The sequence below is a fragment of the Mycobacterium sp. M26 genome (assembly GCF_001494595.1).
Lineage (GTDB): Bacteria > Actinomycetota > Actinomycetes > Mycobacteriales > Mycobacteriaceae > Mycobacterium.
The window spans coordinates 928,237-954,290 of sequence record NZ_LN929907.1 but is presented as its reverse complement, the minus strand read 5'-3'; the positions used below and the strand labels follow the sequence as shown (position 1 = coordinate 954,290).

Below are 26,054 nucleotides of genomic sequence, written 5' to 3'. Positions count from 1 at the left end.
TGACAGTCCTCAGACCAAGGGGCGCCCGGTGCGGATGCGCCAATCCAGGTCGCGCAGCAGCACATTGAACGGGAAAGCACGCACGAACCGCGGGGCCAGGTTGTTGGCGAACCGGATGACGCCCATCAGCCGGTCGAACTGACGCTGCTTGTCCGGGTTCCAGTCGAAGTGCATCTCGTCGCGGAACTTCTGCGGCAGGAAGCCGGTGGTGATCAGCAGGGCCAGGCGTTCGTTGGCGCGCTGCACCGGGCCGGGCAGCCGCACGCCCCGAAGCCGCGAGACCGCGATCGGGTAGAGGTACTCGCGAATGGCGTCATCGATGTGCACCTTGTCGAGCGACTCCTGCCAGTACCGGTCGAAGGCGGCCCGGTCGGCCGGCCACATCTCGGCGGGTACCTGCAGGGTGGTGCCCAGCGACATGCCGTCGCGGTAATGCCGGTCGGCGGTCTCGTCGTCCATCTCCCCGACGAAGATCCGGTAGATGTCGACCGCACCCTTGTAGAGGCAGGCCGCCACCCACAGCTGCAGGTCCTTGTCGAAGGCGTTGTACTTCACCGGACTCTCGTCGGTCGAGTACACCTGGGCGTGCGACTTGTTGACCGCGCGCCGATAGGCCTTCTTCTGCTCCTCGCTGCCACGGGTGGCCACCGCCAGGTAGGTGAACGTGGTGCGAGCCCGCTTGACCGGGTGACGATCCACCCGTCCGCTCTCCACCCGGCTCTCCATCACGCCGTAGCCGACTCCGGGCCGGGCCAACTGCATGATCACGTTGGCTGGACCCGCGAGCAGGGCGACCCCCATCAGGCCGTCGTCGATGCCGGCGGTCCGCCTGCCGCGGCGTCCGGGTGCGGCCGGGGCGGGCGGTGCGCTGACGGCGCGTTCGACGTGGTCGAGGGGCTCACTGATGGTCACTCTTGCCTCACCTGTCGCATAATCTGAGAACCGATGTTTCCCGATATTGCCGGTTGCCTGCGGCTGGTGTCAAGATGACCGGATGACGACGCAGGCGCGGCCGTACGGCGGGGTGGACGCCGCCGACCGGCTGGCCCGGCGGCACGCCAGCCTGCTGGAGGCGGGGCTGGAACTGCTCGGCGGCGACGCCGACCCGGCCGAGCTGACGGTGCGCGGTATCTGCCGTCAGGCCGGTGTCGCCACCCGCTATTTCTACGAGAGCTTCGCCGACAAGGACGAGTTCGTCACCGCGGTCTTCGACTGGGCGGTGGCGGGCCTGGCCACCACCACACAGGCCGCCGTGGCAGCGGCCCCGCCCGCCGAGCAGAGCCGCGCGGGCATCGCGAATCTCGTCGAGACCGTGGAGCGCGATCCGCGCCTGGGCCGGTTGTTGTTCAGCGCGCAGGTGTCCAACTCCACGGTGGTGCGCAAGCGCCAGGAACTCGGCCCGGTGTTCGCGATGCTGTCGGGCCAGCATGTGGAGTCCACCCTCAATCGCCGGGCCAATGACCGGATCAAGGCCTTCGCCTATTTCGTGGTCGGCGGGGTGGGTCAGACCATCAGTGCCTGGCTGGCCGGCGCGGTCGGGCTGTCAGCAGCCGAGCTCGTCGACCAGATCACCGCGATGATCGAAGAGATCGGGGATCCGCGGCTGTTCCGCGACTAGGGCGCCGCGTGTAGCCGGGGCCGGCGGTCGGCCGCCGTCTTGGGCACCGTCGTCGCCTCACCCTCGACGAATTCCTTGGTCCAGCAGGCGAACTCGAGAAGAATTCCGTCGGGGTCGGTGAAGTAGAACGAGCGCACGTACACCCCGGGATGGACGGTGGGTGCCGCCTGCGAGGGGCTGTTGTCGTGGTTGAGTACCGGCCCCACCCGCACCCCCTTGTCCTTGAGGCGCTGGCGGTACTCGTCGAACTTCTCGGCGGGAACGTGGAAGGCGATGTGGTTCATCGAGCCCACCGCGGTGACGATGTCGCCGACGCCAGGCAGTGCGGCCGGCGTGGTCTCACCCGTGTGACCGTCCGGGGCGTCGGTGAACCAGAAGAAAGCCACGCAGTCGCCATTGCCGGCGTCGAAGAAGAAGTGCTGACCCATCCCGTTGGGCAGATCCAGGGACTTGATCAGCGGCATCCCGAGGACGTTGGTGTAGAAGTCCACGGTGCGCGCCATATCGGAGCACACCAGGGCGACGTGGTTGATCCCGCCGAGTTCGAATTCGGGGTTGGTGAAGCTGGGCCTGATCATGAACTGCTCCCGGTAGCGCCGCACGGTCACCTCGAAACTAGCACCGGACACCACCTCGATTGCCCAGCTCAGCATCGTTCACAACGCAACAATCACGGCCGGGCACGCATTTTTCGACGGATGTCAAAGATCAGGCGTGCGGGGCGGCGGTGGCGAATATCGTCTCCTCAGCGCTCTATCCCCGAGGAGGCCCGCGGACCATGGCAACCCCTGGAGTCGTTCGTGAGTTCGTCGGCGTCTCGTCGCCCACCGCCCGCCGGGCCGGTGCCGGTGGCCACCCCTGCCAGGGGCTCTACCACCGCGGCGTAGGGCGCAAGCCCAAGGTCGCGATCATCGCCACCCACTATCAGATCGACTTCTCCGAGCACTACCTCGCCGACTACATCGCGACCCGCGGGATCGGCTTTCTGGGCTGGAACACCCGGTTCCGGGGTTTCGAGAGCAGCTTTCTGCTCGATCACGCCCTGGTGGACATCGGCGTCGGAGTCCGCTGGCTGCGCGAGATCCAGGGCGTGGAAACCGTTGTTCTGCTGGGTAATTCAGGTGGCGGATCACTGATGGCGGCCTACCAGTCCCAGGCCGTCGAACCGAATGTGACGCCGCTGGAAGGGATGCGCCCGGCCGCCGGACTCGGAGAGCTGCCCGCCGCCGACGGCTATATCGCCAGTGCGGCACACCCCGGACGCCCCGAGGTGCTGACCGCGTGGATGGACGGGGCGGTGATCGACGAGAACGACCCGGTGGCCAGCGATCCCGACCTCGATCTGTTCGACGAACGCAACGGCCCGCCGTTCTCGGCCGAGTTCGTCGCCCGCTACCGCGACGCCCAGGTGGCCCGCAACAACGCCATCACCGACTGGGCCGAGACCGAACTCAAGCGAGTACAGGCCGCCGGCTTCTCGGACCGTCCGTTCACGGTCATGCGCACGTGGGCCGACCCGCGGATGGTGGACCCGACGATCGAACCCACCAAACGCCAGCCCAACCTCTGTTATGCCGGCGTGCCGGTGAAGGCCAACCGTTCCGCCCACGGCATCGCCGCGGCCTGCACGCTGCGCAACTGGCTCGGGATGTGGAGCCTGAAGACCGCCCAGACGCGCGCCGAACCGCACCTGGCGCGCATCACCTGCCCGGCCCTGGTGATCAACGCCGAGCAGGACACCGGGGTCTTCCCGTCGGATGCCCAACGGATCTTCGACGCGCTCGCCAGCACCGACAAGACGTTGTGTTCGGTCGACACCGACCACTACTTCACCACGCCGGGAGCCCGCAGCGAACAGGCGGATACCATTGCGAAATGGATCGCCAAGCGGTGGCGCTGAGAGTCCTCGCGCATTTCCTTCCCACCGACACCGTGCTGGGAATCGTTGCGCCCGAATCTGATTGGCTTGACGTCGTGTGGTGCCACGAGGACGACGACGAGACTCTGCACCGTGAGCTACCGCAGGCCGACGCGATCTGGCACGTTCTGCGGCCGCTGTCGGGCGACGACCTGCGCCGGGCACCGAATCTGCGCCTGGTGCACAAGCTGGGCGCCGGGGTCAACACCATCGATGTCGCCACCGCCACCGATCTCGGCATCGCGGTGGCCAACATGCCCGGCGCCAATGCGCCGTCGGTCGCCGAGGGCACCGTCCTGCTGATGCTGGCCGCGCTGCGCCGGCTACCCGCCCTGGATCAGGCGATCCGCGACGGTCGCGGCTGGCCTACGGATGCCACCCTCAGCGAGACCGTGCGCGATATCGGCAGTTGCACGGTAGGCCTGGTGGGTTACGGCAACATCGCCAAGCGGGTCGAGCGCATTCTGCACGCCATGGACGCAACGGTGTTGCACACCAACACTTCTGACGACGGTACCAATACCTGGCGTCCACTTCCCGACCTACTCGCGCAGAGCGATATCGTCAGCCTGCACCTACCGCTGACCCCGGCTACCGACAAGCTGATCGACCGCGCAGCATTGGAGCGGATGAAGCCGGAAGCCCTGCTGGTCAACACCTCTCGCGGCGGTGTGGTGGACGAGCCTGCATTGGTCGATGCGCTGCGCACCGGCCGGCTGGCCGCCGCCGGACTCGACGTATTCGCCGTCGAGCCGGTGGCCGACGACAATTCGCTGCTGCAACTGGACAATGTGGTGCTCACCCCGCACGTCACCTGGGTCACCCGCGACACCATGCGGCGCTACCTGCTCGAGGCCGTCGACAACTGCCGGCGGCTGCACGAAGGGCAGGATCTGGTCAACGTCGTCAACGGGAGGCAGGATGTCGGTCGCATCCACCGGTGAGCTGTCACTGGAAGCGCGCACGCTGCGCAAGGTGATCATCCGGACAGTGCCGTTTCTCATGGCGCTGTACTTCGTCAACTACCTCGACCGCACCAATCTCGGGATCGCCAAGGCCGATATCAGCGAGCACCTGCAGCTGACGTCGACCATGTTCGGGCTGGCGTCGGGCATCTTCTTCATCGGCTACGTGCTGGTGGAGGTGCCCTCCAACCTGGCTCTGGAACGGTTCGGCGCCCGGCGGTGGCTGGCCCGCATCGCCGTGTCGTGGGGAATCGTCGCGGTAGCAATCGGTTTCGCGCCCAATGCCGCCACCCTGCTGGTGTTGCGGTTCCTGCTCGGCGTGGCCGAGGCGGGACTGTTCCCGGGAGTGATCTTCTACCTGACGCGCTGGTTCCCCACCGCCTACCGGGCCCGCATCGTGGCCATGTTCATGATGGCCAGCCCGATCGCCGCGGCAGTCGGCACCCCGGTGTCGGCGTGGCTGATCTCGGCAGGCGAGGGCACGTTCGGCCTGGCTGGGTGGCAGTTCATGATGATCTCCGTCGGGCTGCCCGCGATCATCCTCGGCATCATCTGCTGGTTCTATCTGACCGACCGGCCCGCCGACGCACACTGGCTGGCGGCCGACGAACGGCAGTGGCTGATCGAGGTACTGGCCGCCGAGGAACGTGAGGTGGCCACCACCTTCGACTTCCCGCTGCGCCGGGCGTTGACCAGCCCTCGGATCTGGGCGCTATCGGTGGTGTACTTCGGTATCGCCTACGGGCTGTACGCGCTCGCATTCTTCCTGCCGTCCATCATCTCCGGGTTCAAGAAGACCTTCGGCGTGCACCTGTCCATCGTTCAGGTCGGTCTCATCACCGCCGTGCCCTATACATTCGCCGCGATCGCGATGTACTTGTGGTCTCGCCACGCCGACCGCGCCCGCGAGCACGTCTGGCATGTCGCCATCCCAATGTTGCTGGGCGGCTTGGCGATTCCGATCGCCCTCTACCTGCACAGCCCGCTGTTGGTGATGATCCCGGTGAGCATCGCGGCGATGGGCGTCTTCAGCGCCATCCCCAGCTTCTGGGCGCTGCCGGCACAGTTCCTCACCGGGGCGGCCGCCGCGGGCGGGATCGGTCTGATCAACTCGATCGGCAACCTCGGCGGCTTCGCCGCGCCCTACGCCACCGGCGCGCTGAACCAGTTCACCGGCAGCGACAAGGCCGGCATGTGGGCGGTCGGCATCTTCATGGTGATCTCCGCCGCCGTCGTCGTCGCCCTGCGCGCCACCCCCGAACCGGATGCCGATCCGCGAAACTGAGATCTGGACGCAGCCTCGCTCTCATCCGCGGGTACCCTCGGTCCCAACCCACCGGTTAGTTAATTGACATGGTCAGCCGACACAGGAGTCTGTGAACATGCCCATCGCCATCAGCCCCGAACACAACGATCTCGCGGATTCCGTGAAGTCCCTGGTGGCGCGCGTAGCGCCATCGGAGGTCCTGCACGAGGCGCTGGAGAACCCCATCCCCAATCCCCCGCCCTACTGGAAGGCCGCCGCCGAGCAGGGGCTGCACGGCGTGCACCTGGCCGAGTCGGTGGACGGCCAGGGCTTCGGCCTGCTGGAGCTGGCCATCGTTCTGGCCGAATTCGGCTACGGCGCCGTACCAGGGCCGTTCATCCCGTCGGCGATCGCCAGCGCACTGATCTCGGCGAACGATCCCGAGGCCAAGGTCCTCAGCCAGCTCGCCTCCGGCGACGTCATCGCCTCGTACGCTCTGGAGTCCGACCTGACCGCTGAAGAGCAGGGCGACGGGCTGGTCATCCGCGGTGAGGCGCGGTCGGTGGCCTCGGCCGCCCAGGCTTCCGTGCTGGTGCTGCCGGTGGCCATCGGCAGCGGGGTCGAATGGGTGGTGCTGGATGCCACCCAGCTCGAGATCGAGCCGGTGAAGTCCGTCGACCTGCTGCGCCCGGTCGCGCACGTGCGCGCCAATGGTGTCGAGGTGGGTACCGATCAGCTGCTGTCCAACCTGTCCCAGAATGCCGGGCGGGCCATCGTGACCACGCTGCTGTCCGCCGAGGCGATCGGCCTGGCCCGCTGGGCCACCGACACCGCCGCGGGCTACGCCAAGATCCGCGAGCAGTTCGGCCGCCCGATCGGCCAGTTCCAGGCGATCAAGCACAAGTGCGCCCAGATGATCGCCACCACGGAGCGGGCCACCGCCGCGGTGTGGGATGCCGCCCGCGCGATCGACGAGGCAGCCGAAAAGAACTGGGACAACGAGGAAACGGCCTACGAGTTCGCGGCCGCGGTGGCCGCCACCCTGGCCCCCGAGGCCGCCCAGCACTGCGCGCAGGACTGCATCCAGGTGCACGGCGGTATCGGCTTCACCTGGGAGCACGACACCAACGTCTACTACCGCCGCGCACTCGGTCTGGTCGCGGCGTTCGGCCGGTCCTCGGAGTACCAGCAGAAGGTCTTCGACACCGCCACCAGCACCGGCATGCGACCGGTCAACATCGACCTCGACCCCGAGACCGAGAAACTGCGCGACGAGATCCGCGCGGAAGTCGAAGCGCTCAAGGCGATTCCGCGCGAAGAACGCGCCACCGCGATCGCCGAGGGCGGCTGGGTGCAGCCGCATCTGCCCAAGCCGTGGGGTCGGGCGGCCACCCCGATCGAGCAGATCATCATCGCCCAGGAGTTCAGCGCCGGCCGGGTGCGCCGGCCGCAGATGGGCATCGCCGCCTGGCTGATCCCGTCGATCGTCGCCTTCGGCAATGACGAGCAGAAGCAGCGCTTCCTGCCGCCGACCTTCCGCGGCGAGATGATCTGGTGCCAGCTGTTCTCCGAGCCGGGTGCCGGTTCGGACCTGGCCAGCCTGACCACCAAGGCCACCAAGGTCGACGGCGGCTGGCGCATCACCGGCCAGAAGATCTGGACCACCGCCGCACAGTTCTCCCAGTGGGGTGCGCTGCTGGCGAGAACGGACCCGAACGCTCCAAAACATAACGGCATCACCTACTTCCTGCTCGACATGAAGAGCGAGGGCGTGGAGGTCAAGCCGCTGCGGGAGTTGACCGGCAACGCCATGTTCAACACCGTGTTCATCGACGACGTGTTCGTGCCCGACGAACTGGTGCTCGGCGAGGTGAACCGTGGCTGGGAGGTCAGCCGCAATACCTTGACCGCAGAACGTGTTTCGATCGGCAGCAGCGAGCCCGGCTTCCTGGCCACCCTCGACGGCTTCGTCGAGTTCGTCAGCGAGGGCCACTTCGACCAGATCGGGCATCACCGCGCCGGTGAGCTGATCGCCGAGGGGCACGCCGCCAAGCTGCTGAACCTGCGCTCGACACTGCTGACCCTGGCCGGCGGCGACGCCATGCCGTCGGCGGCGATCTCCAAGCTGCTGTCGATGCGCACCGGTCAGGGCTACGCGGAGTTCGCGGTGTCGTCGTTCGGAATCGACGGCGCCATCGGCGATCCCGAGTCGCTGCAGGGCAAGTGGGCCGAATACCTGCTGGCCAGCCGTGCCACCACGATCTACGGCGGCACCTCGGAGGTGCAGCTCAACATCATCGCCGAGCGGCTGCTCGGCCTGCCGCGCGACCCGTAGCCCTCACCGAGATCGACGAAAGGTAGCGCCCTACTCGCACTTTCCCGCCCGTGTGTCGGGTTGGGCGGGTAGGGGGCTACTGGATCTCGATCTGGCGCAGTTCGCGCTTGAGGATCTTGCCGGTGGGGTTGCGCGGCAGCTCGGCCAGGGGTAGGGGGCTACTGGATCTCGATCTGGCGCAGTTCGCGCTTGAGGATCTTGCCGGTGGGGTTGCGCGGCAGCTCGGCCAGGAAGACCACCTCGCGCGGAACCTTGTAGCGCGCAAGGTGTTCGCGCACGTAGGTCTTGATGGCGTCCTCGGTGGTCTCGGCCTCTTCCTTGAGGACGACGAAGGCCCGCAGCCGGGCTCCCCACTCCGGGTCATCGACACCGAGAGCGGTGGCCTCGACGACGTCGGGATGCCCGTTGATGAGGTCCTCGACCTCGGCCGGGAAGACGTTCTCGCCGCCGGAGACGATCATCTCGTCGTCGCGACCGCTGACGTAGAGCAGCCCGTTGTGGTCGAAGTAGCCGACGTCGCCGGAGGACAGCAGGCCGTCGATGATCTGCTTGTTGCCGCCACCGGTGTAACCCTCGAACGGGAAGGCGTTGCCGACGAAGATGCGGCCCACCTCCCCCTGCGGCAGCTCCTGACCGTTGTCGTCGAGGATCCGGATCTTCGTCCCGCGCACCACCTGGCCCACGGTGGCGGGGTTCTTCTGCAGATCAGCAGGCCCGGCGATGGTCGCCAACGCGACTTCCGTTGAGCCATACAGGTTGTAGATCACCGGGCCCAGGTGCTTCATTGCGCGGGTGGCCAGTTCGGCGCCGAGCTGGGAGCCCGACACGAACACGATCCGCAGTGACGACAGGTCGGGTTTGGTCTCCATCTTCTCCAGCGCGTCGAGCATCCGGGACAACATCACCGGCACGACGACGATTGCGGTGACCTGGTGCTTGGGAATGTCCTCGAGCACCGTGGCCGGTTTGAACCGCCGGTGCAGAACCAGCGTGGTCCCCATCGTCAGCGCGATGGTCGCGTGCAGGTAGCCCAGCGCGTGGAACATCGGCGACGGCAGCGAGGTCACCTCGCCGGCCCGGAACGGAACACTGGAGAGCACACCGCCGATCGGGGCCAGCGTCGGCGGGGTGTGCCGGGTGGCGCCCTTGGGGGTGCCGGTGGTGCCGCTGGTGAGGATGACGATGGCCGAGCGCTTGGTGGCCTTGGGCGCCGGTGCGCTGCTGCTGCGCGCGATCAGCTCGGCCAGGGTCTCGTCGGTACTGCCCGACGGCTCTACCTTGTCCGGGTTGGTGCCCAGCGCCCGCAGCTTGCCCAGCGGGGGCTCGGAGAGTTTGACGGCCTCGGTGTACTCGTCGTCGTAGATGATGACCCGCGCGCCTTCGCGCTCGGAGACCTCGCGGATCTGCGGTCCGGAGAACTCCGTGTTGAGCATGATCGTGCGGGCCCCGACCCGGGCCGCGCCGTAGTTGGCGATGACGAACCAGCGATGGTTACGGGCCAGGATCGCCACCCCGTCGCCGCCCTTGACACCCATTGCCAGCAGCCCATTGGCCACCGCGTTGGCGGCGTCGTCGAGCTCTTTGCACGTCATCGACCCCTCGTCGTCGATGATCGCCACCCGGTTGGGGGTGCGCCGGGCATTGAGCGCCGGGACCATCCCGATCTCACCCCAGCGGCGGATGTCGGCCACCATGCCGGCGAGGTTCTGCGGTGGTTCCAGGCCGAACGCCCCGGACTCGATCAGCTTCTGCAGGTAGTGCAATTCCGCAGCGCCGCGTTCGGCCAGGGTCTGGATCTTGGCCAGTGCCTTCGAGGGCAAGTCGATGAGACTAGACATGCCGCCACCCTAGGTGACGCACGTCGTGGGCTGAGCGGAATGCGCACGCACTTAGCATGGCCTTATGGAGGTAGGCGGCCGCCAGGTCAGCATCAGCCATCCGGACAAAGTGGTGTTCCCGGGCGTGGGTGACCGCGGCCCGGTGACCAAGCTGGATCTGGTCGACTACTACCTGGCGGTGGCCGACGGCGCGCTGCGCGGGGTCGCCGACCGGCCGATGATCCTCAAACGCTTCGTCAAGGGCATCACCGAGGAGGCGATCTTCCAGAAGCGTGCCCCGGAGAAGCGTCCGGACTGGATCGAGGTCGCCGAACTGCGCTACGCCCGGGGCACCTCGGCCAAGGAAGCGGTCCTCTACGACGCGGCCGGCCTGGTGTGGGCGGTCAATCTGGGCTGCGTCGACTTCAACCCGCATCCGGTGCGCTCCGGTGATCTGGACCATCCCGACGAGCTGCGGATCGACCTCGACCCGATGCCCGGGGTGACCTGGCCGCAGATCCTCGACGTCGCTCAGGTGGCGCGCGAGGTGCTCGAAGACCACGGCCTGACGGCCTGGCCCAAAACGTCCGGTTCGCGCGGCTTTCACATCTATGCCCGCATCGCCCCGCACTGGCCGTTCAAGCAGGTGCGGCTGGCCGCGGAGACGGTGGCCCGCGAGGTGGAGCGACGGGCGCCGGAGTTGGCGACCAGCCGGTGGTGGAAGGAAGACCGCGGGCAGACGGTGTTCGTCGACTTCAACCAGAACGCCAAGGACCGCACGGTCGCCTCGGCCTACTCGGTGCGCGCGACGCCCGATGCCCGGGTCTCGACACCCCTGCGGTGGGACGAGGTACCCGGTTGCCGGGCCGAGGCGTTCACCATCGACACCGTGCCCGCCCGGTTCGCCGAACAAGGCGACCCGTGGGCCGGGATGGACGACGCGGTGGGCTCGCTGGACGGGTTGTTGCGGCTGGCCGAGGAACTCGGCCCGGCCGAAAAACCGCCCAAGGGCAGCAAGCCGCTGATCGAGGTGGCCCGCACCAAGACCCGCGACGAGGCGATGGCCGCGCTGCAGGTGTGGACGTCGCGTCACCCGGAGGCGGCGGCGCTGCTGGCGCCCACCGACATCCTGGTCGACGGGATGCGCGGCCCCAGTTCGATCTGGTACCGCATTCGCATCAACCTCGAACACGTGCCCGCCGCGCAGCGGCCGCCCCAGGAGGATCTGATCGCCGATTACAGTCCCTGGCAAGGCTATTCAGGCCGTCAGGCGCCCTCAGCCCAGTAGGCCTGCGCCTTGATCGACGCGCGCGGGATGCGGTAGTCCTCACGAAGCACCTTGGCGACCGCCCGGGTGGTGCGGTTATCGGTGGCCACCCAGCCGAAGTGGTCCTCGGCGTCGTAAGCCGCCGCGCTCACCGCATCGACCAGACCGGCACCGGATTCGCCACGGTCGATCCACACCACATCGGCGGAACGGGCGACCGGCAGCGTCGGGTCGTCGTCGTGAGCGGCGCCCAGGAACACCTTGGCCGGGACATCGCCGATCGCGTCGAGCAGGGTGTTGATCGCCGGCAGCGAGGCGGTGTCGCCGACGATCAGATACCCCGCGGGCTGCGGATCGGGAAGGGTGAAGTTACTGCCCAGCACGGTCACACCGATGGTGTCTCCGGGCGCGGCGGCACCGGCCCAGCGTGAGGCGATCCCGTCGTGCAGCGCGAACTCGATGTCCACCCGGTCGGCGTCGGGGTCGGGGTTGACCAGGGTGTAGCCGCGCTGGTGCAGTTTGGCGCCGTCGGGAAACCACATCCGGACCCACATCGTGGGGTGCACGGGCCGGTCGGCAAGCATGCCACCGGCCGAGAAGCTCAGGCGCAGATAGTGTTCGGTGATCTGTTCACGTCCGGTCACGGTCAGTTCATAGTCACCGGCGCGCAGCAGCTTCAGCATGGCGCCCTGCCAGCCGCGGGACAGTTTCGTCTCGGTCATCGGTTCTCCATTTCTCAGTTGAGCAGTCGGCTACCCGACAGCGGGTGAAGTGCGGCCAGCGCGGCGGCCTGACGGCCGGTGAGCGCCACCGCACCGGGGATCGCCACGGGCGTGCTCTCGGTGCGGATCGCGAGGGCAGATCTGATCCTCGGATGGGTGGGGGTACCCGAGATCTCGACCACCGACCAGGATTCCGAACAGTGCGGCACCGGGTCGATCGCCGAGTCGCCGTAGGCGGTGAGGTGGCCACGGGAGTCGGTGACCGATCGCCAGCGTTCGCGGGCGTCATCGGCCACCAGATCGGGGACGTCAGCGGAGTCGACAAGCGTTGCTGTGACGCCCTGTTCGGCCAGTTGCTCGATCAGCCGGCGGCCGGTGTTGCGGGCCGTCTGGTGCAGCGGGATCTGCGGGGATCTGGCCTGCAGTGCAGCCAGGTTCTGAGCTGCGCTGAATCGCAGCCCGATCCAGACCGCGCGCCGGCCCGGCGTGCTTCTGGTGGTGATTCTGATCGATTCGCACCGCAGACCGTAGCGCTCGAGGTAGCCGGTCAGGAGGTCTGTTGGTGGTTCACCGTCCTCGATCCGCAGCAGGACGGTGGTGGCCGCCGGGTCATTTGGCACTGATATCCGTTTGCCTCGCAAGGCAATTCGCAGTCGCTCGGTGAGCAGGGTGGTGAGGTGGCGGCCGCGCCACCTCACCAGTGCGGCCGCGACCACCGCGGCGGCGACACCCAGCACCCACCGGTCGGGCCCCGACTGCCAGGGGTAGGCGTAGCCGGCGGTAATCGCCGCGGCGATCACCACGGTCAGGCGAACCCGATTCATACCTGCTCCTTTCGGCGGCTGCGCACGACCACGACGGCGGTCGCCACGGCGAGCAGGCCGGATCCGACGAACGCGACGGTGCGCGGTGTCGGGTCGACGGCGGGCGGCGGCACCGGTGCGGCGAGGCGGACCGTTGCCGGCACCCCGTGCTGCGGTGCACTCACCGTCCAGGTGAGCGCCCCCACCGGGTCGAGAGTTCCGGCACCGACGAGGTTGGACGGTGCTTGCGCGGCGTTGTGTGCGGTGGCGGTGAGCCGACGCACCACCTCGTCGGCGGGTATCTCCGGGAATCGGCTGCGCACCAGTGCGGCGGTGCCCGCGACGTAGGCGGCGGCATACCCCGAGCCGCTCAGCGCGGCCATACCGCCACGACCGTCCGGCATCCCGTCGGCCAGGCCGCCGCCGTCGCCGTTGCTCAGCGACACGATGTTCTCCCCCGGCGCGGCGATACCGACCCACGGACCGGCCATGGTGAACACGGCCGGTTGCCCGGCTGAGGTCAGCGCACCGACCGACAGCACGTATGGCTGCCACCACGACGGCACCGAGACCGACGTGACACCGACCCAGTTGCGGGGATCGGCCGGTTGATCCAGCCCGCCGAGCGGGTTCGAGGCGCAACCACCGGTGCCGGAATCGCCTGCGGCGGCGATGATCACGGCGTCCTTGTCGATGGCCGCGTAGCGCAGCGCCGCCCCGAGTGCCGGTTGGCTGTCCAGCCGGTCGGGTGCCAGACAGGTCGCGGTCGAGATGACGATCACGGTGGCGCCGAGATCGGCGGCGCGCACCACCGCACGCGCCGTGGTCTCGATGTCGACGCGGGCCTGGACCTCCTGCGGGTCGGACCCGGTTGCGCCTGGTGCGAATCGCGGTGAGGTTGCCCGGATCGACAGCAGCCGCGCCGCCGGCGCTACGCCGGTGAAACCGTCGGGGCCGGGCTGGCCGCCGATGATCCCGGCAACCAGTGTGCCGTGCCCGTCGCAGTCGGTCAGCCCGTCACCGGAGGACAGGAAGTCACCACCGCCGATCACGTTGGGAAGTCGCGGACCCGGGCGCACACCGGTGTCGATGACGGCGACGGTCTGCCCCTCGCCACGGGAGAATTGTCCTGCAGCAGCGAGATTCAGCATCGGCGGGTCGGCGAGGGTGCTGCCCGGGCGCAGGCCGGTGACCACACACTGGGCGCGCTGGCTCATCGCGGCGACCGGTCCGGCGGCGCCGGACGGCACCGGCACGGCCGGGTCGGCCACCGGTGGGCTCAGCGCCCCGGCCGTCGGCGCGGCGGCCAGCACTGCCGCCGCGACCACCGCGGCGGAGCGCATCATCGATCCAACACCCAGCTGAAGATGCCGATCAGGTAGACCGCCACCGGGATGAGCGAGGCATCCAGCGCCGAGGCGGCGAACCCGACCAGCCGCCGCAGAGGCAGCGAATACCGTTGCGCCGAGGCGATATCGGGGCTCACCGCCACCAGCACCCAGATGGCGGTCACGGCGGCGAGCACCGCCAGCACCCACGTCGCCGCCACCAGCCGGCCCTCGACCAGTGCGATCACCAGCAAGCCGACGCAGACCCCGAACGGCTGGGACAGCAGCCAGGCCTTGCATGCCGTGGTGTCCCAGACCCGGGCCCGCAGCACCGCCGCCGCGGTGCTGGCGGCGATCAGGTACCACCCCCACGTGCCGGGACCACCGGGCGTGGTGGCGACGAACAGTGCTCCGGCGACCGACAACATCACGCCTGCGGCGATCAGACCGCTCTGGTGGGCTTCGCCGCGCCGGATCCGGCGCGGCAGGTCGGCGAGTACCCGGTCCGGTGCCGCCGACGGAATCGGGTCGCCGGGGGCCGGGATCACCGGCAGCGGGAATCGGGCCCACACCGCGGCCAGTTGCGGCGCCGATACCGTCACCAGCAGCGCGAGCACGATGAGCAGACAGCCCACCGTCAGCGCGGGAAGCTGCCACAGCGTGGCCGCGGCCGTCACGAGAAGTGTTGCTGCTGCGACGGTCCCGGCCGCGGTGAAGACCGCCACCCGGTCCTCGCTCTGCGCCAGGACGATGACCGACCATGCTGCCACCGCTGCGGCGGCCAGCATGAGATGTGCCGGGCCCCAGGTCCCGGGGACGGCCAGCGCGAACGCCACCGCGATCGGCAGCAGTGCCAGCGCCGCGATCTCCCCGGCGATGCGCGACGACCGGGCCCGTAGGGCCAGTGCCGCCCCGGCGGCCACCACCGCCACCGCGGATACCAGGGCGAACGCGATGGGTGATCCGGCGCGGTGTGCGACGGCCACTGCCGACACGGCCACGATCAACGTCGCGACGGCAAGCCGCGCCCCGACCGCCAGCCGGGCCGGCCCCCACGGCCGTCGGCGGGCCTCGGAGAAGATCACCGCCGCGTCGGCGATGTCCTCGACCACGCCGACCGGGGTGGGCTGCTGCGGAACCGGCTGCAGGGCCAGCAGATCACCGTCGACGATGCCGACCGTGTCGAGGCTGGCATCCACGCTGAACGGCGCACCACCGATCGGGGCCAGCGTCAGCGGGGTGAGGTCGGGCTCCCCCGCGTCGTCGGGCTGCGGGACCAGACGGGTCAGTGCCGGCACGAGCTCGCGCAGCGGGAGTTCGGTGGGCACGGCGACGTCGGTGATCCGGCCGTGCGCCAGGACGGCGATGCGCACGATCGGCAGCACCGGGGTTTCGGTCATGGTCGTTGTCTCCTGATCAAGGGGCGGCGAAGTCGCGGGTCAGCACGGCCGACGGGAACCATCGCCCGGCGGGCAGGGTGTCGGTCAACCGGTCCAGCGCGGCGGCGATGGCGAACGGGGTTGCGGGCGCGAAGCTGGACAGCCACGTCCCGTCCTCGGCCTGCTGCGGGCTGACCAGCAGCCGGCCGGCCGGGGTGTCGACGATCCCGATCCCCACCTCGGACAGCTGGTGGCGGCCGTCGCGCGCACACCCGGCCCGAATCTCGAGGTAGTCGCTGCCGCCGGTGAACACCGAGCGCACCACCGCGGCCGCGGACGGCGGCACACCCAACTCGTCGAGCACGGCATCGACATCGGCACCGGCCCGCAACCGCTCATCGGCGCGGGCACCCACCCGCGTCGGAAGGATGAACTCGGTGAACCTCGCCGGTGTGCGATGCCGCAGTGGGGCGGTGACGGCGGGAACCAGGAACGCCGCGTCGCTGATGGGCAGCTCGGACACAGTGACCAGGGGGCCGCTGCGCAGCACCACGACGGTGTGATCGGCCCGCCGCGCTACCAATCCGCGTAGGACTGCTGCTCCGCGGTCGCGCACATACCGCAGTTCCAGCCAGGCCTGCGGTGCGCAGGCCGTGCGGATCCAGCGCGCCACCGCGGCGTGTACCGCTCCGTTGGGCAGCAGCACGCCCAGTTCGGTCATCTCCTCGCACACACTCGCGTTCTGCGACCGGTCGTGCGGGCCGGTGATCGCCAGGACCCACGGAAAGGATCCGGCACCAAGGCTTTCCGCGAGAAGCCACGCGGCGTCCGCGGTGAGTTCGACCGCATCAGGTGCGGTCACGTCTCATCCCCACTTGGCACCCTCGGCCTGATCCCGAGCGTTCATCGACAGCGTGTTGGTCTCGTGGGTGGTGGCCATCGCCCGGTAGGCGCGCACCAGTTCCTCCATCGCCAGGTTCCACTGCGCCTGCCAGGCCTGGTAGGTCATGCCGGTATCGCCCTGCCAGGCACCCTGCAGGGCGGCCTGTTCGGTGGCGATGTCGGCTCCGACGGCCTGCAGTGTGCCCGCGTAGCCGGCCATCTCGGCGGCGTGCCCGAGCATGGCCGGGTAGTTGTACATGATCTGGGACATCAGAATCCTCCGTATGTCGTTGCGGCGGCGGCATCTTCGGCGACGTAGCTGGCGCCGGCGTCGCCGAGGTTCACCTGGGCGATATCGAGCAGCGAGTTCACCTTCGCGGCGACCTCGACGAACCGGGCGTGGGATACCTGGAACGCGGCAGCGGACTCGCCCATGTGGAACGCCTGGGCAGCCATGGCGGCCTGCTCGGCCTGGGCGATCGTGCTGCGCATCAGCGCCGTCTTGGCGCCGAAGGCCGCCTCGGCGGCGACAATCTGCGGGATATGGGCATCAAGCATGCTCACGGTGTTTCTCCAATCATCTTGGCGTTGGGTTCGTCGTCGGTGTCCCAGGTGGCTGGGAGCATCGGCATGGTGGGGCGCTCGTCGAGGGTTCCGGCCGACAACTCGGTGAGCCCAGCGGCGACCTCGGCTCGGCGGGTGCGGGTTTCGGTACCGCTGAATCCGATCGGTCCGGCGCCGCGGTTGGAGGTGGTGACCGACGGGGGCGCAGTCGATTCGGACTCGGCGGGGCCGCTGTCGAGATCCATGTACTCGTCGCGGTGGCCGCGATCCTTGGCCTGCTGGGCCCGCCGCCGGGCACGGGCGGCGGTGCGCTGGCCGGCCACGACCGCGGCGGCGGGCGCTGCCTCGGACACCGGGGCCTTGCTTCCGCTGCCTTCGGTGAACGTCGGCCCGGGTCCGTCGTCCGGCTCCGGGCCGGCTACCGCGTAGAACATGCCCTGGGCGACGGGGGCCGGGGCAGACGGTGCGGGCGTGGACGCGGGGGCAGCCGTTCCTGCCGCCGACGCCGGGGCGGTCGCGGGAGCGCCCGGGGATGCGGTGGAGATGGCGATCGGCGAGACCCGTTGTGGTGCAGGGGATGCCGGTGCCGTTTCGGCGACGGGCGCAGGTGTGGCGACCGGTCCCTGAATGGCCAGCAAACCCAGCAGCGGTAGCGCTGCACCGAGAGCCAGCGGGATCAGGAAGGGTGAGGCCAGCGCCAGGCCCCAGGTGGTCCAGCCGAGTGGTTGGAAGATGGCCTGATAGAGCAGCGCGGACAGCAGCGGCCCCCAGGTGACCAGCGCCTGTGCGGGGTTGGTGGCGAAGTCGATCAGTATCTGCTGGATGGTGGAGACCGGATTGGTCAGGAAGTCCCAGATGAGGTCGCCGCCGGGCAGCGACTTGATGTAGGACTCCAGCATGTCGACGATGACGTTCGACTCGGTGAGGGCCGAGCCGGAATCGCTTGCCTGGGCCTGCGCGGCAGTGCCGGTACCGAGGTCGGTCAGCGCGAGTGCCTCGGCTCCGGGTGCGGCGATCGGCGGCGCGGGGGCGATGCGCGGAGCCGCGGCCAGTGCGGTTCCGGCTACAGCCTGGTAGACGGCCATCACCGTGGCTGCCTGGACCCACATCCGGACGTAATCGGCCTCGTTGAGGGCCAGCGGGATGGTATTGATGCCAAAGAAGTTGGTGCCCAACAACACTGCGTGAGTCGCGTGGTTGACGGCCAGCTCGGCGAGGGTGGGCATGGTGGCCAGAGCGGTGGCGTAGGCGGCCGCCGCCGTCTCGTGCTGGGCCGCGACCGCAGCACTGTCGACGCTGGCCTGCTCGAGCCACGTGAGGTAGGGAACGTGTGCGCTCTCATATCGCTGCGCACTGGGGCCTTGCCAGGAACCGGTCTGTACATCGGCGAGGATCGAGGTCAGTTCGGTTGCGGCTGCGGAATATTCGACGCTCAGCGCGGTCCATGCCGTGGCGGCGGCCAGCAGCTGACCGGGACCGGGACCGGCGCTGAGCAGTGCCGAGTGGATCTCCGGTGGGCTCGCCATCCAGATTGGGGCGGTCATCAGCCGCCCCGCGCCATCACGTAGGAGGAGGTGGCTGCGGCGTCGGTGGCCGCATAGCCGGTACCGGACTCGGCGACCGCGATCGCGGCCCGCACCAGCTCGGTGATGCCCTGAGCGGATACCGCGGCATGCTCGGCGCCCTGAGCGCTGAACCCGGCCGCGGTCTGCAGCGAGACGGGGTCGGCGCCGGGGGGCACCACGGCAGTCACCACCGGAGCGGCGCCGGCGTGCACGGCCGCCACCCGGGCGGCCAGTGCTTCGATGGCGACACTCGCGGCGACAAGGCCCTCGGGGACGACGCGCAGGGTCATGACGGATACCCCTCTCGGCTCTCAGATGTGCTGTGTACGTGTCTGAATGGATTGACCAATTGGATGTGGTCCCCACCATCACCACTGGCGCCGCCGCCCAGCAGCAGGGCACGTCCGGCGGGCAGGCGGGAGAACCGGTGTCCGCGGATCTTGGCGCCATCGGCGGGGTTGCCGGACAGCATCAGGACGTGCGCTTGCAGATCGCCCATCCGCCGCAGCAGCGGATTGGTCATCAACGCGTGCGCGGATCCGGCGGCACGGCCGGTGACGATGACCCGCAGGCCCAGGTCGCCGGCCGCCGACAGCAGGCTCAGCAGCGGCGTCCAGGGCCGGTGCCCGGCATACGGCCCGCTCAGGGCGGGCCCGTCGGGGATCTGGTCAACATCGTCGACGATCAGGTAGTGCACTGGCAGGCAATGGCTTTCGGACCTCGTCCGCCAGGTCGCCAGGTCGGCGGCCGTGACGTCGGCCGGGGGGCGACGGGTGCCCAGGAGCGCGGCCAGACCCATCACCGCGGGGGTGATCCGGTCGATGTCGGCGCTGTATTCGTTGTCGTCGAAGAGCGGCTCGTCGACGAGGTGCACCCGGCGGTCGAACACCGTGAAGGCGACGTCGTCGGCGGTGGTGTGGTCCCGGATGGTCCGGATCAGATGGCGCAGCAGCGTCGTCTTCCCGGACCTGCTGTCGCCGAACACCATCAGCAGCGGGTGCTGGGCGAAGTCGTGGACGACGGGGGCCAGATCGGCCTCACGCTGTCCGAGCACAACACGCTCGCCGCCCCGGAACACCGGTGCGACGGTCGCCGGGTCGAGGTCGGCGGGTAGCAACCGCACCGGTGGGGCGAGCTGGTCCGGGTAGCGGGCGTTGATCTGGGGAATGCGGCCCAGATCGGGCTCGGCGAGCAGGAAGTGCTCGCCGGCCATCGTCAGCCCGCGGCCCGGCTGGTCATGGGGCACTGTCTCAGAGGGCCGGCGCAGGCTGCCGGAAACGCGCACATTGCTGTCCCGGGGATCGGGCAGCCGCAACTCCAGGCGAAGTCCCAGCCCGTCGCGCATCGCCAGGGGCACCTCCAGCCAGTTCGGGGTGGTGACCACGACGTGGATGCCGTAGGCCAGTCCGGTGTTGGCCAGTTCGGTGACCTCGGCCAGCAGCGGGTTGCGGGTGTTGAACTGGTCGGTGTTGTCGCGGCCGAAGGCGTACAGGCTGTCGATCACCAGAAAGACTTCGCCATAGCCGTCCTGATAGCCGTCCTGATGGCCGTCGGGTTGGCCGGCGTCCGGGCGGGTGCGCTGTTGGCGGGCGCGCAACAGCTGCGCCAGTTCGCCGAACGTCCGCCGGATCCGTTCCGGTTCCAGTGGTGTGGCGACGCTGCCCACGTGGGCCAGTCCAGCCAGGGCGTGAAGGCGCCCGCCGCCGTAGTCCAGACAGTAGAAGGTGACCTCGCGCGGCGAGTGTAGTTCAGCGGCGGACAGTACGAATGTCGTCAGCGCCGTGGACTTTCCGGACTTGGCCCCGCCGTGGATCACCATATTGCCCGCTGCGGAGGCGGCGTCGAAGACCAGCGGATCACGCCGCATGTGGAAGGGCCGGTCGATCTCACCGAGCGGCCAGCGCCACTGACGCGCCGGGACGGCGGCATCCCGAAGCAGACCGCTCAGCGGGATCGGATCGTCCAGCGGCGGCAACCAGAGCGCCGGCGCCGTGGGACCGTATTGCGCCAACTGATCGCCGATGGTGGCGATCAGCTTGCGGGCGGCTCCGGCCGGTTCACGCTCCGCGCTGGGCAGGACCACGACGTCTTCGTGCAGCGCCACCGGCGCCGCGGTGAACAGCACCGGCTCGGGTGCCGCGGGGACCAGGTAGGAGCCGGCCGACCGCGGCGGATCGTAGATGCCGTCGACGTAGGTGCTGCGGAACTTGACCGGTGCCGCCCCCGGCGCCGGCACCAGGAAGCCAACACCTTTGTGTTCTCGACCGGATTCCAGGTGATAGGCGTCTTCGACACCGATGATCTGTCGCGAGGTGGCTGCGCTGGCCACTTTGAGCGCGATCCGGTAGGAGGTGTTCTTGTCGATGTCCTTGATGCGGCCGATGTCCAGGGTCTGCGAGGCGAACAGGAGGTGGATGCGAAACGACCGGCCTTTGCGCGCCACGTAGTCGAACAGGTCGGCGTACTCGGGGTGTTCGGCCAGCATCAGGGTGAACTCGTCGGCGACGACGAACAGCGTGGGCAGCGGGGGCAGGTCGATGCCGGCGGCCTCGGCCGCGGGGCGCGCGGCCTCGTATTCGGCCACCGAGTTGAACGCGCTGCCCTGCACCTGCCGGCCGGCGTCGCGCAGCAGGGTCTCGCGGCGGGCCACCTCACCGCGCAGGGTGTCGGCGAAGCGGTCGGCCAGTGACTTCTTCTCCGCCATATTGGAGATGACGGCGACGACCTGCGGGAAGTGCCGGAAGATGTCGGCACCGGCCTCGCCCTTGAAGTCGACGTAGATCACGATCAGCCGATCGGCGCTATGAGTTGTCAACAGCGACAATAGGATCGACATCAGTGTCTGGGACTTTCCGGAACCGGTCATACCGATCATCAGGCCGTGTGGACCCATCCCGCCTTCGGCTTCGTCCTTGAGGTCGAAGTACAGCGGCTCGCCGGTGGCGGTGACACCGATGGGCACCCGCAACTCCTCGTCGCGGGGTCGCGGCGCCCACAGGTCGGCGACGTCGAGCGCGGAGGCATCCGGGATACCCAGAAGCGTGGTGAACGTCGCGCCCCGGTGTGCCGCCGTGCGCAGGCCCCGATGGATCGGCGTGGCGTCCCACCGCGCTACCGCACGCGCGAGGTGGGTGATCTCGGGCTGGGTCATCTGGTCGGCGTGCGTGACGAACGGCTGCCAGCCCTCGCCGTCCCACCGGGTGATCGTCCCGTCGGCTATCCGCAGGACGGGCTGCTCCGGATCGGCATAGCGGCCCGGGCGCGACACGGCGTCGGTTCCGGCGATCTCGATCACGGTGACTCCGGCGCGACCGTCCGCCAGCACCGAATCCTGCACTGGTTGCGCGGGATCGTCGATCACGATGAGCAGATGGCGGTGCGGCTCGGCCGGCTCAGCGCCGAAATGCGGGTGGTGGGCCAGTTCCGGTCCGAGCGCGGTAATCAGGTCCTCGGTACTCGGCGCGAGGTGGCGGGCGGGCCCGCAACCGTCCAGCCGTCCCCCGGCGTCGGTGTGGGGCAGCCACTTCAGCCAGGCCCAGTCCGGCGACTCGAGTTCGGGGCTGGCCAAGGCCACGCCGAGGGAGGTGGTGTCGTGCCAGATGACGGCCTGGGCCAGCCAGGCTCGCAGGGCCGCCCGCACCTGGGCGCGCTCACCGATGACCGTGATGCGGGAGACGGCCTTCAGATCGATCCCGCGCGGCGCATCACGCACGGTGCGCTGGGCGTCCAGCAGTGCCCGTAACGCGCTGTGCGATACCGGTTCCAGGTCGATCTCGTCGGCAGCGTCCTTGACTCGAAGCGCGGTGTTCAGGGCGACGGTGTGCAGGCCGGCGCGCAGGATCAGATAGTCGCTGTCGTGCGGGTCGCGTTCCCACTGCCGGTGGGTTCCTGCCACCGCCGCCAGTGTGCCGGGGGAAGGGTGCGACCACAGCAGCGCGGCCCGTTGGGCCGCCGCGGCGCTGCGCGCGTTGTCGCGGATGGTCGACAGGTAGCGCAGATAGTCGGCCCGCTCTGCGTCGACCTCCTCGGTCCGCATCTTGTTGTCGGTGCCGCGGTAGAGCGCGGTCGCCGCCAGCAGCAACACGAATGGGAAGAACAGGGTCTGCGGCGAGATCAATCGCATCCCGGTGGCCACCATCGCGATGATCATGCCGACGATCAGCAGGACGATGAGGTAGGGCAGCGCGCGGCGCAGCAGCGAGGGCGGCACCACCCTGGGCAGCTCGGGAGGTGGCTCAATCACGATGGTGTCGTTCACTGTTGGTGGTCCGGGCAGTCGCCGGGTGGTCTCGAAGATCAGCCGGGTCATCGGGCCTCCTGGGGCAGTGCAGGCCCGACGGCGTCATGCGCGACCAGGGCGTCGGCCTGGGATAACGCGGGACCGGGAGCGAACAGGGTCAGCACGGACCACGGGATGGGCAGCGCCGGTTGATGGAGACCCAATGCGGCGAGGGCATTGTCGGTACTCGCCGCGTCTGTGCCGATGCCGTAGCGCACTCCGGTGTCGGAGATCCAGAACCGTGCTCCCGCCGGCGGCGAGGCCGGCTGCTGGCCGACGGTCTGGACCAGATAGCCGCGGCCCGGCGAAACCACTACCCGGCGTGCGGTATTCGTGTCCGCCCCGCCGACGAGATCCAGTGGTTGCGCACCGTCCGGGACGGGCAGCACCGCGCCCGACAGCAGCGTCAGGGAACTGGTTGTCGCGCCGGCGGCCCGCTCCCACCGTGCGCAGGTGACCGGGTGGCTGTCGGCAGCGACCAGGTCGACGGGTTGGACGGGGTAGGCCTCCACATCGAGCAGTGTCGAGGTCGGCAGCCGGGCAGCATCATCGGCGTCGAGCACCGGTGGCTGCGCCAGCCCGTAGGAGTCGGTGTTGCGCAGGATCGCAGCCAGGACCGGAGTGACGGGCTGCAGCCCGTCGGGCAGCACTGCATAGTTCATTGCAGTGCCGTCCGTGCGGTAGGAGAGCACCACCGCCCCTACCGGCGCGGGCACCGGCAGCGCGAATGTCGGTGCCAGCCCCGCTCCCGGGATCTGCGGTGCCCGCAGTGGCGGACCTTCGGGGATGGCATTGAACAGCCCCGGCGAGATGGGTCGGCTGGCTGTCCCGGGCGTCGGGAGGCCGAGGGCATCGGCCACCGCCCGGTCGGCCGGATCGACGGCGCTGCGCCGCCCGTTCCACAGCAACCAGGATCCCTGGGGGCCGTCGACAAGGATGGCGTCGGTGGCAGCCAGGGTGTCTGCCCGCGGACCACCGCGGTCGACGGCGCCGGCGATCACCGTGACGCCCGACGCGTCCGGGTCGGGTCCGACTCCGTCGCACACCGCCCAGTCGGCGTCCCGAGATGCATTCTGCACCAGCCGTTCCGGCGCTCCCGGAATGCCGATGGTGTTGCCGCGGGGGAAGGTGTCCAGCTGATCGCCGGCGACGAGGGCCGGGTCCACCGGTCGACCGACCGCCAGGCGCGCCGAGGCGAGGTTGAGCACCGGGTGCAGCGAGCCATCCAGCCGCACATACAGCGCGGCGGTGGACCGGTCGGCGAGCACCGGGTCGTTACCGGGTGCTCCGCCCGGTCGCAGGAACGAGAACACCAGGCAGCCCAGCACGGCGGTCACCGCCAGCAGCACCCCCATCAGCACCGCGCGGGTTTGGGTGCGCAGCGGGTCCACCAGCATCCGGGTGTCGTGCAGCGCGAGCCCGGCGGCGATGCGCCGCAGCACGAAACGCCATCCGGTGACCTGGTGGCGGGTGATGAACCCGCGCCGGTAGGTCACCTGGTCGGGGTTGCGGCTCGCGGGCGTTCGCGACGAGAACGACCGCCGGTCATCCTCGGGTGGGGTGCGCGTCATGCCGGGACCAACAGCCCCAGGCCCCGCAACAGCGGGACCACCGAGCTACGAACATCGGCCGCCGTGATCGTCATGAGCTGCTCGTCGGTGAAGTCCGTACCGGCCAGGTCGGTGTGATCGAGCCGGAATTCGCGTTCCTCCTCGGAGCGTTCGACGACGTTGCGCACGAAGCGGCCGTTGCCCGCGATATCCAGGCTGCGCCGGGCGACGCCGGTGGAGTCCGGCGTGCTTGAGCTGGCCAGCTGCGCGAAGAGCGCTTCGAGATCCGCCAGCGCGGACGTGTCGAAGACACTGTCGCGGGCGGCGGCCATCGCCACGGCGATCTCGACGAGCTCCGCAGCGGTGTAGGACGGGAAGACGATGCTGCGGGTAAACCGCGAGCGCAGACCCTCGTTGGTGTCCAGGAACCGGTCGAGGTCGGCCCGGTAGCCGGCGATGATCACCACCAGCCGGTCGCGGTCGTTTTCCATCCGGGCCAGCAGGGTGTCGATGGCGACCAGTCCGAAATCGTTCTTGGCGCCGGTGGCCACCAGGGCGTAGGCCTCGTCGAGGAACAGCACACCGTCGAGCGCACTGTCGATGACGGCGTTGGTCTTGGCCTCGGTCTCGCCGATGTGCTGACCGATCAGATCGGCCCGGTGTACCTCGCGGATGTTCTCGCGTTTGAGAAGTCCCAGCCCGCAATAGATCTTGGCGACCACCCGGGCGATCGTCGTCTTGCCGGTTCCCGGCGGACCGGCGAACACCAGGTGATGGGTGCGCTGGCCGACGGCAAGCCCCCGTTCCTCGCGACGCAGCGCCATGGCCACCGACGACTTCAACCGGGCAACCTGATCCTTGACCTCGTCGAGACCGATGAACTCGGCCAGTTCCCGCTCGGCCTGCGCCAGCAGCGAGATTTTGCGTTCCTCCGCATCCGGGTCGATGAAATCGCCTGCGGTGGGTTCGGTTTCGACATCCCACGGATCGGTCCTGGCCTCGATCCGGGCCGCAGTCGTGGTGAGGATGCCGAAGCTCGGATCCGACAATGCGGTCTGCGCCTGCTCGTTACCCGGGTCCGCGGCGTACAGCTCGTGCAGGACGTCGGCCGCGGAATCCTCGTCGCCGTAGGCGCGTAGCGACAGTGCCTTGGTCAGCGCGCCGTCGTGGACCGCCAGCGTGACCGGACCGTCGGGGTCGTCGAGATGCGACAGCGCGGGGGCGAACATGCCCAGCCGCGCCAGCGCGATACCGAGGGTCACTCTCGCGGCGTGCGCGAACGTCGGTTCCAGCTCAGGGTCGGTCACGATCGGGGTCAGCAGCCTGACGACGTCCGACCAGCGTTGGGCCCGGTGGTGCAGGGCGGCGTCGACCCATTGCGCCTGATGCCACTCGGGCCATCTGGACCTGATCCCGGCGAGCAACTGGTCCGCGGCGGCCAACTGGTCATCGATGGCCAGCGCTGCCGCCCGAGCCAGGGTGAACTCGTCCGGGGTGGTGGCCCGGAAGCGCAGATAGAGCCCGGTGTCGTACTCGAACCCGAGCGCCGCGGTAGGAAGTTCGATACGGCGCTGCAGTACGCCGCTGGTATCGGCGGTACGGACGATGGCGGCCAGCACATCAGGCGTGACGCTGCCCGAGGCTGCCAAGCCTGTCCACACATCACACTGGTCGTGGGCGATGCGGGTCAGCTCGGTGAAACCTTGCCGTGCCGCCGCGATGTCGGCGGGCCGGCGGCGGTCGTACACCGCAAGGCCGAGCGCCCTGCAACAGTGCGCGAACCGGCTGACCAGCTCCGCATCCACCCGCACCAACC

Annotated in this window: 21 protein-coding genes; 6 read left to right on the top strand and 15 right to left on the bottom strand. The window is 69.1% G+C overall.

The window, feature by feature from the left end; all coding sequences use genetic code 11:
• Positions 1 to 9: 9 nt before the first annotated feature.
• On the bottom strand, positions 10 to 912 hold the full coding sequence (locus BN3385_RS04485; RefSeq protein WP_059015416.1) for an oxygenase MpaB family protein: 903 nt from the start codon (positions 910 to 912) through the stop codon (positions 10 to 12).
• 82 nt (positions 913 to 994) lie between these two features.
• Between BN3385_RS04485 and BN3385_RS04480 the strand changes: the two genes are divergently transcribed.
• Positions 995 to 1,618, top strand: coding sequence for a TetR/AcrR family transcriptional regulator (locus tag BN3385_RS04480; protein ID WP_059015414.1), 624 nt, complete (start codon positions 995 to 997; stop codon positions 1,616 to 1,618).
• On the opposite strand, the gene BN3385_RS04475 is transcribed toward BN3385_RS04480, so the two are convergent.
• On the bottom strand, positions 1,615 to 2,196 hold the full coding sequence (locus BN3385_RS04475; RefSeq protein ID WP_059016392.1) for a VOC family protein: 582 nt from the start codon (positions 2,194 to 2,196) through the stop codon (positions 1,615 to 1,617). The genes BN3385_RS04480 and BN3385_RS04475 overlap by 4 nt on opposite strands.
• A 200-nt stretch (positions 2,197 to 2,396) precedes the next feature.
• Here BN3385_RS04475 and BN3385_RS04470 point away from each other — a divergent pair, with 200 nt between their 5' ends.
• From BN3385_RS04470 to BN3385_RS04455, 4 genes are all read left to right on the top strand, one after another.
• A complete protein-coding gene (locus tag BN3385_RS04470) occupies positions 2,397 to 3,518 on the top strand; it encodes an alpha/beta hydrolase (RefSeq protein WP_059015412.1) in 1,122 nt (373 codons plus the stop codon).
• The gene (locus BN3385_RS04465; RefSeq protein ID WP_197415120.1) at positions 3,494 to 4,480 is read left to right on the top strand and encodes a 2-hydroxyacid dehydrogenase; all 987 of its coding nucleotides are present in this window, start codon (positions 3,494 to 3,496) and stop codon (positions 4,478 to 4,480) included. The genes BN3385_RS04470 and BN3385_RS04465 overlap by 25 nt, the downstream gene beginning before the upstream one ends.
• A complete protein-coding gene (locus BN3385_RS04460; RefSeq protein ID WP_059015410.1) occupies positions 4,458 to 5,786 on the top strand; it encodes an MFS transporter in 1,329 nt (442 codons plus the stop codon). Before BN3385_RS04465 ends, BN3385_RS04460 begins: the two co-directional genes overlap by 23 nt.
• Positions 5,787 to 5,883: 97 nt before the next feature.
• The gene (locus tag BN3385_RS04455) at positions 5,884 to 8,082 is read left to right on the top strand and encodes an acyl-CoA dehydrogenase family protein (RefSeq protein WP_059016388.1); all 2,199 of its coding nucleotides are present in this window, start codon (positions 5,884 to 5,886) and stop codon (positions 8,080 to 8,082) included.
• Positions 8,083 to 8,240: 158 nt separating this feature from the next.
• Here the strand turns inward: BN3385_RS04455 and fadD2 are convergent, their stop codons facing one another.
• On the bottom strand, positions 8,241 to 9,920 hold the full coding sequence (gene fadD2, locus BN3385_RS04450) for a long-chain-fatty-acid--CoA ligase FadD2 (protein WP_059015408.1): 1,680 nt from the start codon (positions 9,918 to 9,920) through the stop codon (positions 8,241 to 8,243).
• A gap of 64 nt (positions 9,921 to 9,984) precedes the next feature.
• Here fadD2 and BN3385_RS04445 point away from each other — a divergent pair, with 64 nt between their 5' ends.
• On the top strand, positions 9,985 to 11,187 hold the full coding sequence (locus BN3385_RS04445; protein ID WP_059015406.1) for a DNA polymerase domain-containing protein: 1,203 nt from the start codon (positions 9,985 to 9,987) through the stop codon (positions 11,185 to 11,187).
• On the opposite strand, the gene BN3385_RS04440 is transcribed toward BN3385_RS04445, so the two are convergent.
• Genes BN3385_RS04440 through eccA form a run of 12 tightly spaced genes read right to left on the bottom strand, consistent with a single transcriptional unit; the run spans position 11,166 to position 26,049 of the window.
• Positions 11,166 to 11,888 carry a siderophore-interacting protein gene (locus BN3385_RS04440; RefSeq protein ID WP_059015404.1) on the bottom strand — a complete coding sequence of 241 codons (723 nt, stop codon included), beginning with the start codon at positions 11,886 to 11,888 and terminating at the stop codon, positions 11,166 to 11,168. The two genes, BN3385_RS04445 and BN3385_RS04440, sit on opposite strands and share 22 nt — an antisense overlap.
• 14 nt (positions 11,889 to 11,902) lie before the next feature.
• Positions 11,903 to 12,712, bottom strand: a complete 810-nt coding sequence (eccE, locus tag BN3385_RS04435) for a type VII secretion protein EccE (protein WP_059015402.1) — start codon at positions 12,710 to 12,712, stop codon at positions 11,903 to 11,905.
• Positions 12,709 to 14,037, bottom strand: a complete 1,329-nt coding sequence (gene mycP, locus BN3385_RS04430) for a type VII secretion-associated serine protease mycosin (RefSeq protein ID WP_059015400.1) — start codon at positions 14,035 to 14,037, stop codon at positions 12,709 to 12,711. Before mycP ends, eccE begins: the two co-directional genes overlap by 4 nt.
• Positions 14,034 to 15,419: a type VII secretion integral membrane protein EccD gene (gene eccD / locus BN3385_RS04425; RefSeq protein WP_059015398.1), complete on the bottom strand. Its 1,386-nt coding sequence runs from the start codon at positions 15,417 to 15,419 to the stop codon at positions 14,034 to 14,036. The genes mycP and eccD overlap by 4 nt, the downstream gene beginning before the upstream one ends.
• A 16-nt stretch (positions 15,420 to 15,435) precedes the next feature.
• Positions 15,436 to 16,260 (bottom strand): ESX secretion-associated protein EspG, encoded by an 825-nt coding sequence (locus tag BN3385_RS04420; RefSeq protein ID WP_059015396.1) that lies wholly within the window; start codon positions 16,258 to 16,260, stop codon positions 15,436 to 15,438.
• A gap of 3 nt (positions 16,261 to 16,263) precedes the next feature.
• Positions 16,264 to 16,551: a WXG100 family type VII secretion target gene (locus BN3385_RS04415; protein WP_059015394.1), complete on the bottom strand. Its 288-nt coding sequence runs from the start codon at positions 16,549 to 16,551 to the stop codon at positions 16,264 to 16,266.
• Positions 16,551 to 16,844: a hypothetical protein gene (locus BN3385_RS04410; protein ID WP_059015392.1), complete on the bottom strand. Its 294-nt coding sequence runs from the start codon at positions 16,842 to 16,844 to the stop codon at positions 16,551 to 16,553. Before BN3385_RS04410 ends, BN3385_RS04415 begins: the two co-directional genes overlap by 1 nt.
• Positions 16,841 to 18,388 carry a PPE family protein gene (locus BN3385_RS04405; RefSeq protein ID WP_059015390.1) on the bottom strand — a complete coding sequence of 516 codons (1,548 nt, stop codon included), beginning with the start codon at positions 18,386 to 18,388 and terminating at the stop codon, positions 16,841 to 16,843. The genes BN3385_RS04410 and BN3385_RS04405 overlap by 4 nt, the downstream gene beginning before the upstream one ends.
• Positions 18,388 to 18,699, bottom strand: a complete 312-nt coding sequence (locus BN3385_RS04400) for a PE family protein (RefSeq protein ID WP_059015388.1) — start codon at positions 18,697 to 18,699, stop codon at positions 18,388 to 18,390. Before BN3385_RS04400 ends, BN3385_RS04405 begins: the two co-directional genes overlap by 1 nt.
• Positions 18,696 to 22,718 carry a type VII secretion protein EccCa gene (gene eccCa, locus BN3385_RS04395; RefSeq protein WP_059015386.1) on the bottom strand — a complete coding sequence of 1,341 codons (4,023 nt, stop codon included), beginning with the start codon at positions 22,716 to 22,718 and terminating at the stop codon, positions 18,696 to 18,698. The genes BN3385_RS04400 and eccCa overlap by 4 nt, the downstream gene beginning before the upstream one ends.
• Positions 22,715 to 24,259, bottom strand: a complete 1,545-nt coding sequence (eccB, locus tag BN3385_RS04390) for a type VII secretion protein EccB (protein WP_059015384.1) — start codon at positions 24,257 to 24,259, stop codon at positions 22,715 to 22,717. The genes eccCa and eccB overlap by 4 nt, the downstream gene beginning before the upstream one ends.
• Positions 24,256 to 26,049, bottom strand: coding sequence for a type VII secretion AAA-ATPase EccA (eccA, locus tag BN3385_RS04385; protein ID WP_286141632.1), 1,794 nt, complete (start codon positions 26,047 to 26,049; stop codon positions 24,256 to 24,258). The genes eccB and eccA overlap by 4 nt, the downstream gene beginning before the upstream one ends.
• Positions 26,050 to 26,054: the final 5 nt, after the last annotated feature.